General features: G+C 70.0%; 16 protein-coding genes. 11 read left to right on the top strand and 5 right to left on the bottom strand.

The window, feature by feature from the left end:
- Window positions 1–124: 124 nt before the first annotated feature.
- From ACYVF7_RS02230 to ACYVF7_RS02245, 4 genes are all read left to right on the top strand, one after another.
- Complete coding sequence (locus ACYVF7_RS02230) at window positions 125–2,656, top strand: MFS transporter (RefSeq protein WP_460334044.1); 2,532 nt, start codon at window positions 125–127, stop codon at window positions 2,654–2,656.
- Between the two features lie 327 nt (window positions 2,657–2,983).
- Entirely contained in the window at window positions 2,984–3,460 is a 477-nt protein-coding gene (locus tag ACYVF7_RS02235; protein ID WP_460334047.1) for a MarR family winged helix-turn-helix transcriptional regulator, read from the top strand.
- A gap of 27 nt (window positions 3,461–3,487) precedes the next feature.
- The gene (locus tag ACYVF7_RS02240; RefSeq protein WP_460334050.1) at window positions 3,488–3,919 is read left to right on the top strand and encodes a hypothetical protein; all 432 of its coding nucleotides are present in this window, start codon (window positions 3,488–3,490) and stop codon (window positions 3,917–3,919) included.
- Between the two features lie 92 nt (window positions 3,920–4,011).
- Window positions 4,012–4,626 (top strand): DUF1349 domain-containing protein, encoded by a 615-nt coding sequence (locus ACYVF7_RS02245; protein WP_460334053.1) that lies wholly within the window; start codon window positions 4,012–4,014, stop codon window positions 4,624–4,626.
- 222 nt (window positions 4,627–4,848) lie between these two features.
- Here the strand turns inward: ACYVF7_RS02245 and ACYVF7_RS02250 are convergent, their stop codons facing one another.
- Window positions 4,849–5,697 carry an MBL fold metallo-hydrolase gene (locus ACYVF7_RS02250; RefSeq protein WP_460334055.1) on the bottom strand — a complete coding sequence of 283 codons (849 nt, stop codon included), beginning with the start codon at window positions 5,695–5,697 and terminating at the stop codon, window positions 4,849–4,851.
- A gap of 53 nt (window positions 5,698–5,750) precedes the next feature.
- Entirely contained in the window at window positions 5,751–6,494 is a 744-nt protein-coding gene (locus ACYVF7_RS02255) for a hypothetical protein (RefSeq protein ID WP_460334058.1), read from the bottom strand.
- Between the two features lie 211 nt (window positions 6,495–6,705).
- On the opposite strand from ACYVF7_RS02255, the gene ACYVF7_RS02260 reads away from it, so the two are divergent.
- Complete coding sequence (locus ACYVF7_RS02260; RefSeq protein WP_460334061.1) at window positions 6,706–8,145, top strand: alpha,alpha-trehalose-phosphate synthase (UDP-forming); 1,440 nt, start codon at window positions 6,706–6,708, stop codon at window positions 8,143–8,145.
- A gap of 24 nt (window positions 8,146–8,169) precedes the next feature.
- On the opposite strand, the gene ACYVF7_RS02265 is transcribed toward ACYVF7_RS02260, so the two are convergent.
- The 3 genes from ACYVF7_RS02265 to ACYVF7_RS02275 all read right to left on the bottom strand — a co-directional run bounded on the left by ACYVF7_RS02265 (window position 8,170) and on the right by ACYVF7_RS02275 (window position 12,392).
- Complete coding sequence (locus tag ACYVF7_RS02265) at window positions 8,170–8,721, bottom strand: hypothetical protein (RefSeq protein WP_460334064.1); 552 nt, start codon at window positions 8,719–8,721, stop codon at window positions 8,170–8,172.
- Window positions 8,722–8,800: 79 nt separating this feature from the next.
- Complete coding sequence (locus ACYVF7_RS02270) at window positions 8,801–9,838, bottom strand: hypothetical protein (protein ID WP_460334067.1); 1,038 nt, start codon at window positions 9,836–9,838, stop codon at window positions 8,801–8,803.
- 52 nt (window positions 9,839–9,890) lie between these two features.
- On the bottom strand, window positions 9,891–12,392 hold the full coding sequence (locus ACYVF7_RS02275; protein WP_460334070.1) for a DEAD/DEAH box helicase: 2,502 nt from the start codon (window positions 12,390–12,392) through the stop codon (window positions 9,891–9,893).
- 183 nt (window positions 12,393–12,575) lie between these two features.
- Here ACYVF7_RS02275 and ACYVF7_RS02280 point away from each other — a divergent pair, with 183 nt between their 5' ends.
- The 6 genes from ACYVF7_RS02280 (at window position 12,576) to ACYVF7_RS02305 (ending at window position 18,277) form a co-directional block, all read left to right on the top strand.
- Window positions 12,576–13,430, top strand: a complete 855-nt coding sequence (locus ACYVF7_RS02280) for a peptidoglycan-binding protein (protein WP_460334073.1) — start codon at window positions 12,576–12,578, stop codon at window positions 13,428–13,430.
- 242 nt (window positions 13,431–13,672) lie between these two features.
- Window positions 13,673–14,542 (top strand): SPFH domain-containing protein, encoded by an 870-nt coding sequence (locus ACYVF7_RS02285; RefSeq protein ID WP_460357753.1) that lies wholly within the window; start codon window positions 13,673–13,675, stop codon window positions 14,540–14,542.
- Window positions 14,539–14,781 carry a type II toxin-antitoxin system antitoxin gene (locus tag ACYVF7_RS02290; protein WP_460334076.1) on the top strand — a complete coding sequence of 81 codons (243 nt, stop codon included), beginning with the start codon at window positions 14,539–14,541 and terminating at the stop codon, window positions 14,779–14,781. The genes ACYVF7_RS02285 and ACYVF7_RS02290 overlap by 4 nt, the downstream gene beginning before the upstream one ends.
- Entirely contained in the window at window positions 14,778–15,389 is a 612-nt protein-coding gene (locus ACYVF7_RS02295; protein WP_460334079.1) for a GOLPH3/VPS74 family protein, read from the top strand. The genes ACYVF7_RS02290 and ACYVF7_RS02295 overlap by 4 nt, the downstream gene beginning before the upstream one ends.
- Window positions 15,390–15,842: 453 nt before the next feature.
- Window positions 15,843–16,973 (top strand): glycosyltransferase family 2 protein, encoded by a 1,131-nt coding sequence (locus tag ACYVF7_RS02300; protein ID WP_460334082.1) that lies wholly within the window; start codon window positions 15,843–15,845, stop codon window positions 16,971–16,973.
- A complete protein-coding gene (locus ACYVF7_RS02305) occupies window positions 16,970–18,277 on the top strand; it encodes a hypothetical protein (protein WP_460334085.1) in 1,308 nt (435 codons plus the stop codon). Before ACYVF7_RS02300 ends, ACYVF7_RS02305 begins: the two co-directional genes overlap by 4 nt.
- The last annotated feature ends 16 nt before the right edge of the window (window positions 18,278–18,293 follow it).

The raw sequence follows: 18,293 nt of genomic DNA on the forward strand, positions 1-18,293 counted from the left end.
TCCGCGGTCCGTCGCGGGAATGCCGACGGGCGGAGACATGTTGCTTAGGGCAACCAAGTACGTCTATGGTTGCTTCGGGCAAATAATGATGAGCCCGTACGGCCATGGAGCGATAAGGAGCTTGATGACAACCGCAGCACCGGCCGGGGTACGGGCTACGTCCGGCCACGGCGCGGACGCCCCGATGTCGCATCGGCAGATCATGGAAGCGCTCTCGGGCCTGCTACTCGGGCTGTTCGTCGCCATCCTGTCGTCGACCGTAGTGTCGAACGCCCTGCCGACGATCATCGCCGACCTGCACGCGAGCCAGACGGCCTACACCTGGGTGATCACCGCCACCCTGCTCGCGACCACGATCTCCACCCCCATCTGGGGCAAGCTCGCGGACCTGATGAGCAAGAAGCTCCTCATCCAGCTGGGCCTGCTCGTGTACGTCCTCGGTTCGGCGTTCGCCGGCCTGTCGCAGAACCCCGGCATGCTCATCACGGCCCGGGTCGTGCAGGGCCTCGGCGCCGGCGCGCTCACCGCGCTGGCTCAGACGATCATGGCGGTGATGATCCCGCCGCGTGAGCGTGGCCGCTACTCCGGGTACATGGGCGCGGTGTTCGCGCTGGCCACGATCGGCGGCCCGCTGATCGGCGGGGCCATCGTCGACACGTCCTGGCTGGGCTGGCGCTGGTGCTTCTACGTCGGCGTCCCCTTCGCGGTCCTCGCCCTGATCGTGCTGCAGAAGACCCTGCACCTGCCGGTCACCAAGAGGAAGGTCAAGGTCGACTGGTTCGGTTCCACGCTGCTCACCGCCGCGGTGTCCCTGCTGCTCATCTGGGTCTCGTTCGCGGGTACCAAGTACGACTGGCTGTCCTGGCAGACCGGCGTGATGGTCGGCGGCGCCGTGGTCCTCGCCCTGATCTTCGTCCTCGTCGAGATCAAGGCGACCGAGCCGATCGTGCCGATGCACCTGTTCCGCAACCCCACCATGAGCCTCGCCGTGGTGGCGAGCCTGTTCATCGGCGTCGCGATGTTCGGCGCGACGACCTTCCTCAGCCAGTACTTCCAGCTCGCCCGCGGCGACTCGCCGACGAAGGCCGGCCTCATGACCCTGCCGATGATCGCCGGGCTGGCGCTCGCGTCGACCATCAGCGGCCGGATCATCACCCGTACCGGTCGCTACAAGGCCTTCATGGTCAGCGGCGGCGTCCTCATGACCGCCGGGTACGCCCTGATGAGCATGCTGCGTCACGACACGGCGTACTGGGAAGCCTCGATCTTCATGTTCCTCGTCGGCGTCGGTCTCGGCACGACGATGCAGAACACCGTGCTGGCCGTGCAGAACCAGGTGCGCAACGACCAGATGGGCGCGGCCAGCTCGTCCGTCTCGCTGTTCCGTACGCTCGGCGGCGCGATCGGTGTCTCGGCACTCGGTGCGCTGCTGTCCAACCGGGTGACGCACTACACGGCGGAAGGCATGGCTCGCCTCGGCGTTCGGGCGGCCGGCCCGTCCAGCGGTGGCAGCGAGTCCATCCCCAAGCTGTCCGCGTTGCCCGCCCCGATCCGCGCGGTCGTCGAGGACTCCTTCGGCCACGGCATCGGCAACGTCTTCCTGTTCGCCGCGCCGGCCGTGTTCATCGCGCTGCTCGCCCTCCTGTTCATCAAGGAAGTGCCGCTGCGCACCGCGAGCCTCGAGCAGCAGACGGCACCGGCGGGCGCCGCCCCGCACGGCCAGCACGTCCGGCGCGAGGAGCCGGCCTCCGCCGACCGGCCGATCTTCCCGGTCGCTCCCGAGACGCGGCAGGACGGCATCCCGGCCTCTCTGGTCGCTCAGGGCGCCACTCCGGGTGCCGAGGTGCGGCGGGACGGTCTTCCGGGCTCCCCGATCGCTCCCGAGGTGCGGCAGGGCGGCGTCATCCGCGGCGTCGTCCGCAATGCCGACGGGACGCCGGTGCCCGGTGCGGCGATCACACTGATCGACATCCGTGGCCGGCAGATCGGGCGCGCGGTGGCGCGGCCGGACGGCCGGTACGAGGTCGCCACTCCCGGCAGCGGCACGTACGTGCTGATCGCGGCGGCCGGCGACCACGACCCCCAGGCCGCGACCCTGGTCACCGGCGACCGGCCGCTCGACTTCGACCTCGTCCTCGCCGGCAACGGCGGCCTCGCCGGCACCGTGCGGGACACGGACGGCACGCCCGTCGCGGACGCGATGATCGTCGTGACCGACGTCCGTGGCGAGGTCGTCGCGAGCGGGGTGACCGACGCCGAGGGCGGCTACGCCTTCACCCAGGTGGTCGCGGGGACGTACACGATCGCGGTCAGCGCCGAAGGCCACCGACCGGCCGCGGTGCCGGCCGAGGTGGGCGGCGACTCGGGAGTGACCCGGCAGGACGTCGAGCTGCGGCCCGGCGCCCGGATCGCCGGAACCGTCCAGGCGCACGGCCACGGCCCGGTCGCCGACGCCCGTGTCACGCTGCTCGACGCGGCCGGCAACGTCGTCGGCGTCACCGTGACCGGCCCGACCGGCCAGTACTCCTTCGCCGACCTGACCGGCGGCCAGTACACCGTCACCGCCGCCGGGTACGCGCCCGTGGCGAGTGCGGTCAGCCTGAACGGGCACGACGAGAACGCGCATGACATGTGGCTCGGCAACCCGGCGGCGTGACCGACAGAACCGGGCCGGCCCGCTCCGGCCCGGCCGGTCACTCCCCCGGCGGGGTCACCGGCCTGGCCCGGTGGGCCCCGCCCGCCCGGTGGCCCGCCCGGCCCGGACACCCGCCCGGCTCGGACACCTGCCCGGCTCGGACACCTGCCCGGTCCGGACACCTGCTCGGCCCGGACACCTGCTCGGCCCGGACACCCGCCCCGGTTCGCTCCGGCCCGGTTACTCGCCCCGGCCGTGCCACTCTTGGCGGAAACGCGAAACCGGGCCACGCGGGGTGGGATCATGCCATTCGGCCTCGCCGAAGGCACGGCTCAAGGGAAGCGAACGATGACCGAAGCACCAGTCTCGACCGATACCGGTAAGCCCGAGGCGTATCACGCCCTCGAGCACGAGATCGGCGTCCTGCTGCGCCGCGCGCGGGCGCTGTCCACCCAGATGATGCGCGAGGTGCATCCCGGCCTGGACTCCGCGGCGTACGGGCTGCTCGTCGGGCTTCGCGAGTGCGCGCCGGCCCGGCCCAGCGACCTCGCGGAGTACTTCGGGATCGGCAAGGCCACCATGACCCGCCAGCTGAAGGTCCTGGAGGAGCTCGGCCTGATCGAGCGGCGGCCGGACCCGGACGATCGGCGCGCGCACCGGTTCGACCTCACCGTCGAGGGACGCTCGCGGATGGACGCCATCAGCGAGGCCCGCCAGGACAAGTTCCACCGGCTGCTCGGCGCCTGGCCGGAGGAGGACGTCCGCGTCCTCGCCACGATGCTGGCCCGCTTCAACCGCCTGGTCGGCCGGGTAAAGATCGATTAACTTTCCGCTGCCAGTAATCTTCGGCGAATGCGGCGAATACTCATCTTCTGCACCGTTGCCGGAATGCTCGCGTCGGCCACCGCCTGCGGTGGCGGTTCCAAGGCGAAGGACGACCCCGCCTCCGCCAGCCCGAGCGAGAAGGCGGCCGGTTCCGGTGGCGGGGCGAAGAAGTCCGGGGAACCGAAGTCCAAGCCCGCGGGGGGCGCTCACGCGGTCGTCCTGGAGGTGCTGGGCTCGGGGGAGCTCCCGGGCATCTACTACCACGCGGGCAAGGACGGCACCGCCACGAACGCGAAGCTGCCGTGGAAGAAGACCGTCAACGTGAAGAGCGGCCTGCTCGCCGTGCTCGCCAACGCGTCGTCGCAGCAGAAGGTCTCCTGCCAGATCACGGTGGACGGGTCGGTCGTCGTCAAGAAGGCGGGCGAAGTCGCCCAGTGCCGGTACACGCTCAAGAAATGAACGCCCGGCGCACTCTGTACGAATTCCGGGCCGCGGCCTACTTTCTCCTTGGGAGCGCTCCAAAACACGCCTGGCGGACCTAAGGAGACGGTGTGGCGCGTGCAGTCGGGCAGCTAGGAATCCCCCGCATCCCCGTGTCGTTGCGGTGGGAAGGAGAGCCGGCGAGTTCGTACCGGATGATTGACGACGGATTCGAGATCTCTACCGGTCCGGGCACGGACCTGTTCATCGACCCCCAGCGGACGGCCGTGACGCTGAACGCGCCGCACCTGCTCGCCTGCGCGGAGGGCGACTTCCTGCTCAGCGCCCGCGTGCAGGTGGACTTCCAGTCCACGTTCGACGCGGGCGCGCTGCTGGTGTGGCTGAACGACCGCGCCTGGGCCAAGCTCGCCTTCGAGCTGTCCCCGCAGCGGGAGCCCATGGTCGTGTCCGTGGTGACGCGCGGCACGTCCGACGACTGCAACGCCTTCGTCGTGGACGGCGGCGAGGTCTGGCTGCGGGTGGCGCGGGTCGGCACGGCGTACGCCTTCCACGCCTCGACCGACGGCGCGTACTGGCGGCTTATCCGCCACTTCGCGCTCTACGCCTCGGAGGTCCCGTCGTACGGCTTCGAAGCGCAGTCGCCCACCGGCGCCGGCTGCACCGCGACGTTCGACGCGATCGCCTACGAGCCGAGACGCCTGTTGGATCTGCGCGACGGTTCCTGACCGGGTCGAGGCGCCTGCTGGATCCGTGCGACGGAGCCGAGGCGCCTGCTCGACGTGCGCGACAGGCGCCTGAGCGAGCTCTCAGGCGCCTGTCGAATCTGCGCGACCGCCGCCGAGCCGGGACCGCCTACGAGCCCAGGCTCCTGCTTCGCCTGCGGACTGAGCCGGGATCGCCTACGGGCCCAGGCTCCAGCTCCGCCTGCGGGACTGAGCCGGGATCGCCTACGGGCCGAGGCGTCGGCTTGGCCTGCGGGACGGCTCCTGAGTCGTCGCTCGCCGGCGTTCGAGCTCCACCGGGTCGTGGGCGGAGAACATCGTGACGTCGCCGGTCCGGGCCAGTTCCCGGAGCCGGCCGACGTTGTGCAGCCGGGTCGTACGGTCGGCCTGTACGAGGGACTGGAAGGCGCGCAGGCCGGGCGGGCAGGCGCCCGACTCGATCTGGCGGTGGTGGAAGTAGGCGTCCCCGGCGTGCAGGAGCCAGCCGTCGCCGGTGTCCACCGCGACGCCGGCGTGGCCGCGCGTGTGCCCGGTGAGCGGGATCAGGAGCAGTCCGCCGGGAAGGCCGCGTACGGACTCGAACCCGTGCCAGCGTTCGCCGCCGGGGTGGTGCTCGACCCAGCGCGGGCGGTGCGACCACACCGCGGTCCGGTAGCGCTCCCGCTCGAGCAGTGTCACGGGCCGCCGGGCCGCCTCCAACTCCGCGACGTGCACATGCACCTCCGCCTCGGGGAAGTCGGTGAGCCCGCTCGTGTGGTCGACGTCGAGGTGGGTCAGCACGATGTGGCGTACGTCGGCGGCGGCGTACCCGAGCGCCGCGACCTGGCGGACGGCCGTCTCGCCCAGGTCCAGCCGGGGCCGGGTCATCGCGGCGAAGGAGCGGCCGAGGATCTCCTTCGGCCGGGCGACGGCCTGCGTGCCGATCCCCGTGTCGACCAGGATGAGGCCCTCGTCGGTCTCGATGAGCAGGCAGTGACAGACCAGCCGGGCCGCCGAGAGCCGGTCACCGCTCTCGTTGAGGATGCGTCCGCCGAAGGGGTACATCGTGCCGCAGTTGAGATGATGGACACGCATGCGAAAACCCCCATATCACCGCCACCCCGGGGAGTCATCGTAGGACAGCGTGATCAACCCTGACGAGCCCCTGACTCGGCGGAAACCGCTTTTCTGGACGCGCGGCGGAGCCGGCCGGCGGCGGGGACCGCGAGGGCGGCCAGGATGCCGAGGGCGATGGCGACGACGTGCTCGCGCCCGGCCAGGTTGGGCAGCAGGGTGACCTCGGTGACCATCGCGGTGAGCAGGACGGTCATCGTACGCGGGGCGCGGCGGACGCAGCACACGTACGCGACGAGCGCGACGACGGCCGCCGACGGGCCGGTGTCGGAGACGTACCGGGAGATCCACGGCAGGCCGACGATCGTGTCCGGTCCGAGGTAGCACATGATCCGGCCGCTGAGCGTGCACAGGAAGGTCGCGGTCAGCGCGACCATCAGCGTACGGCGCCACCCGACCAGCGCCTCGGCGATCCCGAACACGACGAACACCTGCAGCAGCGAGCCCCACACCGGGAGGTTCGGCGCCGGAGCGTACATCGACAGGGGTAGCCGGACGACGGCGAGGTAGAAGGGGGTGGAGGCCGAGACGTCGCTGATCAGCCGGACGATGTACGTGCCCAGCGAGGAGAAGTGGAGCGACCAGAGGATCAGCACCGTTGCGGACGAGCCGAACGCCAGAGGCAGCCGGCCTCGCCGCAGCCGGGTCAGCGGCTCGGCGGTCAGTCCTCGCACCTCGGCCAGGATGCCCGTGATCCAGGCAGGCCGGAGGCGCCCTCCGGTGGGCCGGCCGGGGTGAAGACCGGTGGCGATGCTCACGCTGTTTCCTTGTGGGGGAGACCCTTTGTGGGGGTTCGCTGGAGCCTTGACGTAATCATCACCGAGGGAGGGCTCCGCGTCCTCACACCGCAGGCTGATTCTCGCTCCGCCGCAAGGTGGAGGGAACCTCCGCGCATCCTCCTGATGTGACACTGATCGCGAAACGTGTTCAAGAGGGATCGAATAGTCCGATTTGGGGAGGAAGAGGAGTGTGGGAGCGTCTACGAAGAGTGAGTTTGTTGTCGTCGCCAACCGGCTGCCCGTCGACCGTGTGATCGACGAGGACGGCGAGGCGGCGTGGCGGCGTAGCCCGGGTGGCCTCGTGACCGCGATCGTGCCGGTCATGCAGCGCCGCGGGGGCGCGTGGGTCGGCTGGGTCGGCGCGCCGGACGAGGAACTGGAGCCCTTCACCGCCGACGGCATGGACCTCGTGCCCATCTGCCTGACCGCGAACGACGTCGAGTTGTACTACGAGGGCTTCTCCAACGCCACTCTTTGGCCGCTGTACCACGACGTGATCGTCCCGCCGGTGTACAAGCGGACGCTCTGGGACGCGTACGTCCGGGTCAACCGGCGGTTCGCGGAGGCGGCCGCCGAGGTCGCCGCCGAGGGCGCGGTCGTCTGGGTGCAGGACTACCAGCTGCAGCTCGTCCCAAAGATGCTCCGGGAGCTGCGCCCCGACCTGCGCATCGGCTTCTTCCTGCACATCCCGTTCCCGCCGATGGAGCTGTTCGTGCAGCTGCCGTGGCGGCAGCAGATCCTCGAAGGGCTGCTCGGCGCGGACCTGGTCGGCTTCCAGAGCGCCGACGCCGCCGCGAACTTCGCCCGCCTCTGCCGTCGCCTGTGCGCCGCGAAGACGCATCGGAACCAGGTCCTCGTCGACGACCGGATCGTCCGGGCCGAGGCGTTCCCGATCTCCGTGGACGTCAAGGAGCTGATCGACCTCATCGGCCGGACCGAGGTACGGCAGCGGGCCGCGCAGATCCGTGAGGACCTCGGTAATCCGGCCACGATCCTGCTCGGTGTCGACCGCCTCGACTACACCAAGGGCATCAGCCAGCGGATCGAGGCGTTCAGCGAGCTGTTCCGCGACGGGAGGCTGAAGAGCGGGGACGCGGTGTTCGTGCAGATCGCGACGCCGAGCCGTGAGCGCGTCGAGCAGTACCGCATCCTGCGCGACGACATCGAGCTGCAGATCGGCCGGGCCAACGGGCTCTACTCCGAGCTCGGCGCGCCGATCATCAACTACCTGCACACGTCGTACACGCGCGACGAGCTGGCCGCGCTCTTCCTCGCCGCCGACGTGATGGTGGTGACACCGCTGCGCGACGGTATGAACCTCGTCGCCAAGGAGTACGTCGCCTGCCGGGCGGACCTGCACGGCAGCCTGCTGCTCAGCGAGTTCGCGGGCGCGGCCGAGGAGCTCAGGCGCGCGTTCCTCGTCAATCCGTACGACATCGACGGCATGAAGCAGAAGATGCTGCAGGCCATGCACGCCGACCCGGCCGAGCAGAACCGCCGGATGCGGGCGCTGCGCAAGCGGGTGATCGAGTACGACGTCGACCGCTGGGCCCACGACTTCCTGGAGGCCCTCGAAGGCCCGGACATCGGAGACGAAGCCGTCGTCAAGGAGGCGGCGCCCGCCGTCTGACCGGCGGGCACCCCCTCCACGGCGCTATCGCAGCGTCGCGGACTTCACGGCGTACGGGTAGGCGCCGCGCTTGTCGTTCGACACGTCATAGTCGAGCTCGGCGGTCGCCTGCCAGGTCCCCGCCTTCTTGGCGGCGTAGGCCGGGATGCCGACGAGCTGGAGCGGCTGCTTGCCGTGGGCGGTCCACAGGTACCGCTTGACGTACTGCCCGACGCCCCGGTGCTCGACGACCTGCGTCTTGCCGTTGAGCTTCAACGTGATCTTGATGACGGCGTGGTTCGTGGGGTACTTGAAGTCGAAGCCCTTCACGCTCGTGCCGTTGGCGTGCATCGTCGGCTTGATCCAGGCAGCGACGTCTGTCTTTTTCGTATCCGAGTTCTTGACCGTGCCGATGCAGACCTTGATGTCCCAGGTGGGGTCCTTGTACTTGGGCACCGGAACGGTCTTTGTCTCGGTGTGGCACTTCAGCGCGGTCGTGGTGGCGGCGCCGGCGGCCGGGGCGACCGCCGCCACGGTGCCGAGCACCGCCACGGACGCGAGAGTGCCGGTGATCATGCGCTGCGTGTTATTCACCATGTCTCCTCTGCAGGGAACGTACGCAGCAGTATGGTGATCTTGATCGCCGGCGGACAGGGACCAGAGGCTCAATCCCGCCTCAGCCGCCCGCCGGGGGGACGGCGGGTTTGACGTGCTGCCACCAGTCACGCAGCTCTTCCGGGGCGTGCGCGCCCTCGACCGTCAGCGAGCCCGGCATCAGCGGGAAGCGGCGCCCCGGGCTCCACGTCCGCGGGTACGTCGGCGGGTCGAGCACCACGATCCGCGTGCCGCCCACCTCGGGGATGTCGGCAGGAACGCCCTCGTTCCAGATCCAGGAGCCGTGCGCGTCGACGAGGTTCCAGACGCCGGCGACCGGGGGCGTGCCCGGCTCGACGTCCTGGTCGATCGACGAGGCCACCCAGCGCGGGTCGGGCGCCTCCCCGGGGATGCCGCCCGGCCGGACCAGCGCGTGCGCGAGGAGGGTGTGCAGCTGGAAGTTGTCGCCGACGCCGCCGATCACGACGGTCCACCCGCGCCCGGTGGCACGTTCCAGCACCAGCAGGCGCTCACCGTCGAGGACCTTGAGCAGGTCACGGACGTACTCCAGCTGCCCCAGGTGGGGCGCGGCCTGGTCCACCACCGAGATCTTGAAGTCGCGTTCGGTCACGGAGGCGCGGACGGCCTGGTCGCGGGCGAGCATCGTGGAGGCGGCCATCGCGAACTGCGGCAGCGCCCACCAGGCCTCCATCGTGACGCCCGCGCCGTCACCCAGCTCGGGGTGCACCGTCTCCCAGACCTCCTGGGACGGCTGGTGCTCCATCGGGTCCGGGGGCGCGCCGCCGGTCGCCTTCTCCCAGGCGCCCGCGAACGCCAGGGCCGCGGCCGCCACCTCGACCAGCCGGTCGACGACCGCCGGGCCGGCGGGGCCCGCGTCCGCGCCCTTCTCCACCAGGGCGCCCGCCAGCACGGCCACCCAGCCGCCGAGGTGCGGGGACGCTTCCGCGATCGCGCCCGCCATCGCCCGGGCTCCGGCGGTCAGCCGGTCGGCGGGAAGGCCGGCGGCCTGCTCCTGCACCGCCGGAAGGAGGGGGCCGAACGCCTGCTGGTCACCGGCCAGCGCCGCGTTCGCCAGGTCTACGCATATCTGTTCAAACACGCCGATCACAGTGCCATAACCGACTGACAGTCACAGAACGGGCACCGCCGGATTAGAGCCGGTCGACGGACGTGACGTGGACGACCGCGCGGCCAGCCTCGTCGGAGGCGCGCAGGTCGACCTCGGCGCCGATGCCCCAGTCGTGGTGGCCGGCGGGGTCGTCGAGGACCTGCCGGACCCGCCACACGTCCGTCTCCCGCTCGATCTGCAGGAGCTTCGGGCCGCGCGCGTCCGGGCCGGTCTGGATCTCGTCGTGCTCCTCGAAGTAGGCGTCGAGGGCGTCGGCCCAGCGGTCGGCGTTCCAGCCGTCCTCCGCGTCGAGCTCGCCGAGCTCGTAGTACTTCTCCAGGGCCGCCAGCTCCACCCGGCGGAACATCGCGTTGCGGACCAGCACCCGGAACGCCCGTTCGTTCGCGGTGACGGCGGCGACCTTCTCCTCGATCGCGGTGTGCTGCTCGGCCGTCTCCGGGTGCTGCAGCTGCTCCCACTCGTCGAGGAGGCTGGAGTCGACCTGGCGGACCAGCTCGCCCAGCCATTCGATCAGGTCCTGCAGGTCGTCGGTCTTCACCGAGTCCGGCACGGTCTGCTGCAGGGCCTTGTAGGCGCTCGCGAGGTAGCGCAGCACGATGCCCTCGACGCGGGCGAGCTGGTAGTACGCGACGTACTCGGCGAACGTCATCGCCTGCTCGTACATGTCGCGTACGACCGACTTGGGCTGGACCGGGTAGTCCGCCACCCATGGGTGTCCGCGCCGGTAGATCTCGTACGCGCCCTCGAGCGTGTCCTCCAGGGGCTTGGGATAGGTGATGTCCTGGAGGAGCTCCATCCGCTCCTCGTACTCCACGCCGTCCGCCTTCATCTGCGCGACGGCCTCGCCCTTGGCCTTGTTCTCCTGCGCTGCGATGATCTGTCGGGGGTCCTCCAGCGTCGACTCGATCACCGACAGGACGTCCAGGGCGTACGACGGTGAGGACGGGTCGAGGAGCTCCATCGCGGCCAGCGCGAACGTCGACAGCGGCTGGTTGAGCGCGAAGTCCTCCTGCAGGTCGACGGTGAGGCGGGCGTACCGGCCCTCGTCGTCGGGCTCCTCGAGCTGCTCGACGACGCCGCCGGCCAGCAGGCTGCGGTAGATCGCGATGGCCTGCGAGATGTGGCGGCGCTGCTTCGCGCGGTCCTCGTGGTTGTCGGTGAGCAGCTTCTTCATCGCCTGGAAGGCGTTGCCCGGCCGGCCGATGACGCTGAGCAGCATGGCGTGGCTGACCTGGAAGCGCGACTGCAGCGGCTCCGGGTCGGCGGCGATGAGCTTGTTGAAGACCTCCTCGTCCCAGCCGACGAAGCCCTCCGGCGCCTTCTTGCGCACCACCTTGCGGCGTTTCTTCGGGTCGTCGCCGGCCTTGGCGAGGGCCTTCTCGTTCTCCACGACGTGCTCGGGGGCCTGGGCGACGACGTAGCCGACCACGTCGAACCCGGCCCGGCCCGCGCGCCCGGCGATCTGGTGGAACTCCCGGGCCCGCAGCCGCCGTACGCGGCTCCCGTCGTACTTGCTCAGCGCGGTGAACAGGACGGTACGGATCGGGACGTTCACCCCGACGCCGAGCGTGTCGGTGCCGCAGATGACCTTGAGCAGCCCGGCCTGCGCGAGGCGCTCCACCAGGCGGCGGTACTTCGGCAGCATCCCGGCGTGGTGGATGCCGATCCCGTGCCGGACGAGCCGGGACAGCGTCTGGCCGAACTTCGTCGTGAACCGGAAGTCGCCGATCAGCCGGGCGATCTCCTCTTTCTCGGCCTTGGTGGAGACGTTGATGCTCATCAGCGCTTGGGCGCGCTCGGCGGCGGCGGCCTGGGTGAAGTGCACGACGTAGATCGGGGCCTTCTGGTCGTGCAGCAGTTCCTCGATCGTCTCGTGCAGCGGCGTCACCCGGTACTCGTACTTCAGCGGCACCGGCCGCTCGGCGGAGCTGACGACGGCCGTCGGGCGGCCGGTGCGCCGGTTGAGGTCCTCTTCGAAGCGCTTCACGTCGCCGAGCGTCGCCGACATGAGCAGGAACTGCGCCTGCGGCAGCTCCAGCAGCGGGATCTGCCACGCCCAGCCGCGCTCGGGCTCGGCGTAGAAGTGGAACTCGTCCATGACGACCTGGCCGATGTCGGCGTCGGCGCCCTCGCGCAGCGCGATGCTGGCCAGCACCTCCGCGGTGCAGCAGACGATGGGGGCGTCGGGGTTGACGCTCGCGTCGCCCGTCATCATGCCGACGTTCTCGCTGCCGAACATCTCGATCAGGTCGAAGAACTTCTCCGACACCAGGGCCTTGATCGGCGCGGTGTAGAAGGTGACCTGGTCACGGGCGAGCGCCGCGAAGTGCGCCCCCGCCGCTACGAGGCTCTTGCCCGAGCCGGTCGGGGTGTTCAGGATGACGTTGGCGCCCGAGACGATCTCGATGAGCGCCTCCTCCTGCGCGGGGTAGAGCGTGATCCCCCGCTCGGTGACCCACTCGCTGAAGGCTTCGAAGACGGCGTCGGGGTCGGATCCCTTGGGCAGACGGTCGATGAGGCGCACACGTCAATACTGCCCGCCCTCGCCAAATCGGGGGAACGCGCCTTCACCCAGGCTCTAAGGCCGGCCCCTCGACTGCCGCCCTGTGGCCCAATCCGGCCATTGACTGGATATAGCGACACTCGCAGGTCCAAGATCATCTTCCGCTTCGCTTCGGCGTCGCCCCTGCCCGCAACCAGGAGAACTATGAAGCTGCCCTCATACGCCGCCGCCCTCACGGCGGCCGTCCTGCTCACCTCCCTGTCCGGAGCCGCCGAGGCGACGGCACAGGGGACCGACGGCAAGGCCCTTTCGAAGGCCCTCCCGAGCGTGAACATGGAAGCCCTCGTCAAGGCGGCCCAGATCGACCCGCGGCGGTCCAACAGCAAGCTGACCCCGGGTGCCAAGGCCAGCGTGCTCCTCGTCGAGCGGGCGCTGCGCGACCGGCACCTGCTCGACAAGAAGTGGGTGGACGGGTCCTTCGGCACCACGACGGTCGCCGCCTTCGCGAAATACCAGAAGTCGCTCGGCTACAAGGGCCTCCAGGCCAGCGGCCTGCCGGCCAAGACGTCGCTCGTCAAGCTCGGAGCCGGCCGCTTCAAGGTCACGCACGTCATCGAGCCGGGTGCCCGGGTGCACATCGGCAAGTTCGTCATCAACACCCGCACGCGGAGCATGCTGAACGAGGCGCAGCGGCTGCTCGGCCGCAAACTCGTGCTGGACCAGGGTTCCTACAACCCCGGGGGTGACCCCACGTCCGCGGGCACCCACGACGGCGGCGGCGTCGTCGACGTCGATGTCAAGGGGATGAGTTCCGCCACCCGCGTCGCGGTCGCCCGCGCCCTGCGCCGTGTCGGCTTCGCGGCATGGGTGCGCAACCCCAAGCAGGGCAACTGGCCGTGGCACATCCACGCCGCCGCCATCAGCGACACCGACCTCTCCTCCCAGGCCCAGAACCAGATCGGTGACTACTACCTCGGCCTGAACGGGCTCGCCAACCGTGGCCCGGACGACGGACCGAAGGTCACCATCCGCACCTGGGAGGAGTACAAGCTCCACTGACCCATCCGAATCCGAGCGCCGCGAAATCGGTCGCTCGGTCGGCCGGTTGCCTCCGGGAGGGCGTCGAGTGCCTCGACGCCCTCCCGGAGGCTTTTGCTGTCAGCGGGGGATGAGGCGGTCGCGCCTTGCGCAGAGGGGGATGAGGCGGTCGCGCCTTGCGCAGAGGGGGACTGTCGACTTAAAGTGATATCACTTTGATTCCATAGATCAAGCACGTTGGAGGAGTCGTGACCGAGGTCGAGATGCCGAGGCCCAAGGTCGGCGAGCGGGTCGCCGACGGCGTCAACGGATGGCCGATGCTGGCGGCGTCCCTCGTGGCGATCGCGGTCGGCGTCGCCCTGTTCTTCACCCGCGAGCCGGCGCTGGTCGTCGTCGCGATCGTCCTCATCCTGGCCGCCGTCGTCGTGCTCGTCGGGCTGACCGCCGTCGCGCCCGGTGAGGCGCGCGTCGTCCAGCTCCTCGGCCGGTACGCCGGGACGATCCGCACGGACGGCCTGCGCTGGGTCAACCCCCTGACCACCCGGCGCAAGATCTCCACCCGGATCCGCAACCACGAGACCGACCGCACCAAGGTCAACGACGCCGAGGGCAACCCGATCGAGATCTCCGCGGTCGTCGTCTGGCACGTCGAGGACACCGCCAAGGCCGTGTTCGAGGTCGACGACTTCGTCGAGTTCGTCGCGATCCAGACCGAGACGGCCGTCCGTCACATCGCCGGGATCTACCCGTACGACGCGTCCGGCGACGAGCGGCTCTCCCTCCGCGAGAACGCCGACGAGATCACCGGCAGGCTGTCCGAGGAGATCGCGGCCCGGGTCGCGTCGGCGGGTGTCAAGGTCATCGAGTCGCGCATCACCCGCCTGTCGTACGCGCCTGAGATCGCCCAGGCGATGCTGCGCCGCCAGCAGGCCGGCGCCGTCGTCGCCGCCCGGCAGCGCATCGTCGACGGCGCCGTCGGCATGGTCGAGGCCGCCCTCAACCAGCTGGCCGAGCACGACGTCGTCGAGCTGGACGAGGAGCGCAAGGCCGCGATGGTCAGCAACCTGCTCGTCGTCCTCTGCGGCGACCGCGACGCCCAGCCCGTCGTCAACACCGGATCCCTGTACCAGTGACGGACGGCGACGAGGGCCAGGCCCCCGAGCGCAAGGGCGGCGAGCGCAAGAAGCTCCTTCTGCGACTCGACCCCGCCGTGCACGAGGCCCTGGCCCGCTGGGCCGCCGACGAACTGCGCAGCACCAACGCCCAGATCGAGTTCCTGCTGCGCCGGGCGCTGGCCGACGCGGGGCGGATGCCGCGCGACGCCGGCCGCATACGAAGACCCGGCCGACCTCCGAAGGAGGACTCCGAATGAACCTGCCGCGATCGCTCCCCGCCCGGCTCTACCTGCTGGCCTACGACGTCGAGAAGGAGCGGCTCACCGCCCGCACCCAGCTCGGCCTGGTCCTGCGCGCCGCCGCGCTGGCCGACCTCTACCTCGACGAGCGGCTCGCCGACGACGACGGGAAGGCCAAGGTCGCCGTCGCCGGCTCGACCGGCGACCCGATCCTCGACGCCGTGCTGCGCCAGGTCGCCGACGGCAGACCGCGATCCTGGCGGCGCTGGGTGAACGCCGACGAGCGCCGCATCGTCCGCGAGGTGCGCGACCAGCTCGAGAAGGACCGATTGATCAAGGTGGAGCGGCGCAGGATCCTCCCCGACCGGGTCCGGTTGCGCGAGCGCCGCGAGGTGAAGCGGTTCGCGTCGGAGGTCAAGGCCGCCCTGCGCCCGTCCTCGGACACCGACCGCCGCACCGCGGCCGCGCTCGTGCTGGCCGCCCGCGGCGAACTGCCGACCGTGCTGTCCCGCCGCGGGCGCCGCGAGAACGCGCGCAGGCTCGAGGAACTCTCCGACCCGGTCTGGCCGGTCGCCCGCGCCCTGGAGAAGGCCGTACGGCAGAAGCAGGCCGCCAACGCCGGCTGACCCTGCCAGCCGTCAACGCCGGCTCTACCCTGCCGGCCGTCAACGCCGGCTCTACCCTGCCGGCCGTCAACGCCGGCTCTACCCTGCCGGCCGTCAACGCCGGCTGACCCTGCCGCGCCCGGGTCGATGACCGAGCAGATCGCGGTGCGGTCAGATGAGCCGCGCGCCGGGGTCAGATTGATCTTACCGACGTGTCTTCGCCGAAATACCGGGGCATCTGACCAGCGATTTCTCCCGTTCTGAACGCCACCAAGAGTCGACTTTTCAGGCATCTCGGGTTGCGGGTGGCAGTGATCGGAGTTAAGACTGAAGGAGCTCAACCGATCGCCGGAATTCAGCACCGGTATCGCGCGGCCGACCGGGTGACGGGGCCGCATTGACGAATCGAAGAATGTGCGTGATCGCCGTAGGGCGATCACCTTCGCGCGCCGTCAATGGAAATGAGTTCCCCGAATGGCAGAGGTCATCGTCGGCGTTCCCACACTGAACGAGGAGTCGACCATTGCGCGTACGGTCCGCTGCGTCGATGAAGGGTTACGCCGGCTGAACCGGCCTGCCTTGATCATCAACTGCGACAGCCGATCGAAGGACGATACCGTCGCGCGGTTCCATCAGGTTCCGACATGGTCCGGCAAAGAGGCGCTGACGACGACCACGTCGCGTCAGGGCAAGGGCGCCAACATCCGACGCGTCATCCGCAGGGCCGCGGAACTGAACGCCGAGGCCGTACTGTTCATCGACGCCGATCTGCGGACACTCGAGCCCTGGTGGATCCCCGAACTGGCCGGCGCGGTCCTGGCCGGCCGGGTCGACTACGGTTCGGCGTCCTATCGGGCCAGCCAGGGCGGCCCACTGCGGCACCTGATCAGCAGGCCGGTCGTCTACGGGTTGTTCGGCGCGGACATCGCCCAGCCGACCGGTGGCGAGGTCGCGTTGTCGGGCCGGATGACCCGCCGGATCGACGAGCTGGACCTCGAGGACTCGGACCTGGGCTACGGAATCGACATTCTGCTGGCGTGCGAAGCCGCGTCCGAGCGGCTGCCGTTCGCGGTCGTCGACCTCGGGGCCAAAGTGCACCGGGCGCGGCGCTGGAGCACCATCGACGATATCGCGGTCGAAGTCGTCGAAAGCGCACTTCGGGCCTATCGACGCCACCGTTTCCGGGGCCGGATGAGTTCGGTTGTCCAGCGGCCGGTCGAATCGCCCGCCCAGACGGTCGGTGTGACACCGCCGAAGCGACGCGCGATCGTCGACGTCGACGCGCTGAGACTTCGATGGGTGGCCGAGCGCGACCGATTCGAACGACTCTACGCCGACGTGTTGCCGCCGTACCTGGCCGATGCCGTCGGCGCCGATCCACGCCTGGGCATCGACAATCGACGGTGGGTGGAAATAGTCGCGACGTTCGCGCGGGAATCATTGTCCGGCGCCTACCGCGAGCGGGAGCTCGCGGCGGCCTTGATGCCGCCGTTCCTCGGCCGGATGGCGAGTTTCGCCGAGGAGTTGGGGACGCAGGACGCCGACACGCTGACGCGCCGATTCGGCGAGGACCTCGATCACTGTCTGGAGTCCAGCCTGCCATGAGGAGCACCCCCGACAAGGCGTCCCGGATGACGATCGACAACACCCCGTCGACAGCGGGCACACGGACCGTGGAGGTCCAGGGCAGCAAGAACTGCTTCAACCACATGGCCGTGGTGAGCCTCCTGGGCGGCAAGGGGTACGAGATGTCGATGTCCAACGCTCCCGACATCTCGGACGTCCGAACGGTCCGCGCGATATTCCGATCCGTGGGCCTGTCCGCCGATCTCACCGACGACACCTTCACCGTGGCAGGCCAGGTCACCTCCGCGACCCTCGACGCCGCGCACGTGCGCAGGCTCCGGGTGTCGATCTGTTACGGCGCGGCCATCGCCGCGGTCCATGGCGCGTGCTGGATGCCGTTCCCCGGCGGCGACGCCTTCACCCGCCGCCCGATCGACCTGCATCTGTCCGTCCTGCGGGCGGCAGGCGCCCGAGTCGAGGTCCGCCCGCACGGCATCTGGATCGAATTCATCGGCCGGCCCCGGTCCTTCGACGTCGACATCGCGGGTCCATTCGGGCCGAGCATGGGCGCGTCCGTGACCGCGCTCGCCGTCGCCGCGGTGGCGCACGGCAGGTCCATGATCCGCTCGTTAAGCCGGGAGCCCGAGGTCGAGCAGGTGAAGGAGGCGCTCCGGCTGTCCGGGGTGAGCGTGGAGGACGTCGATCCGGGGATCTGCCGGGTGACGGGCGTGGCCGGGCGCCTGGCGGGCAAGGTGTCCAGGAAGGTGCCCGCAGACCGGATAGAGGCGGCGACCTACATCTTCCTGGCCGCGGCCAGGAACACCGCACTGCGGCTGGACGGCATCGGATCCCACGATCTACCGCTCGGGTTTCGTCGTGCGATCGGCGAGATCGGTATCCGGATGGAGCGCCGGGACGATGACGGCTGTGTCGTCGTCAGAGGCTCGACGCTGCGCGCGGTGGATCTCGAGACGTCCCCGCACCCGGGATTCCCGACCGACGCCCAGCCGCAGCTGGCCGCCCTCATGGGGTTCGCGGCGGGACGCTCGACGATCACCGAGTCCGTCTATTCGCAGCGGACGACGCACGTCGCCGAGCTGCGCAAGCTGAACGTCCACATCGACGTCGCCGGCTCCCGGCAGGTCATCCCCGGTGAACAGCTCGCCAGGTCGGGATCGGCGAACGTTCGGGACATCCGCTGCGGGGCGGCTCTTCTGGTGGCGGCCGCCACGGTTCCGGGACGGACCGTCCTGCTCGATCCGCAGCGTCACCTGTGGCGCGGCTACAGCCACCTCGAGACGAAGCTGCGGGCGGTCGGCATGACCGCCGGCTGGGCCGCATGACGTGACGACGAACGGA

The sequence above is a fragment of the Actinoallomurus acanthiterrae genome (assembly GCF_054775715.1).

Excerpts from the sequence above, each read along its gene's own strand:
- ACYVF7_RS02230 (WP_460334044.1), top strand. The coding sequence starts at position 125 with ATGACAACCGCAGCACCGGCCGGGGTACGGGCTACGTCCGGCCACGGC.
- ACYVF7_RS02235 (WP_460334047.1), top strand. The coding sequence starts at position 2,984 with ATGACCGAAGCACCAGTCTCGACCGATACCGGTAAGCCCGAGGCGTAT.
- ACYVF7_RS02240 (WP_460334050.1), top strand. The coding sequence starts at position 3,488 with ATGCGGCGAATACTCATCTTCTGCACCGTTGCCGGAATGCTCGCGTCG.
- ACYVF7_RS02250 (WP_460334055.1), bottom strand. The coding sequence starts at position 5,697 with ATGCGTGTCCATCATCTCAACTGCGGCACGATGTACCCCTTCGGCGGA.
- ACYVF7_RS02265 (WP_460334064.1), bottom strand. The coding sequence starts at position 8,721 with ATGGTGAATAACACGCAGCGCATGATCACCGGCACTCTCGCGTCCGTG.
- ACYVF7_RS02280 (WP_460334073.1), top strand. The coding sequence starts at position 12,576 with ATGAAGCTGCCCTCATACGCCGCCGCCCTCACGGCGGCCGTCCTGCTC.
- ACYVF7_RS02285 (WP_460357753.1), top strand. The coding sequence starts at position 13,673 with ATGCCGAGGCCCAAGGTCGGCGAGCGGGTCGCCGACGGCGTCAACGGA.
- ACYVF7_RS02295 (WP_460334079.1), top strand. The coding sequence starts at position 14,778 with ATGAACCTGCCGCGATCGCTCCCCGCCCGGCTCTACCTGCTGGCCTAC.
- ACYVF7_RS02300 (WP_460334082.1), top strand. The coding sequence starts at position 15,843 with ATGGCAGAGGTCATCGTCGGCGTTCCCACACTGAACGAGGAGTCGACC.
- ACYVF7_RS02305 (WP_460334085.1), top strand. The coding sequence starts at position 16,970 with ATGAGGAGCACCCCCGACAAGGCGTCCCGGATGACGATCGACAACACC.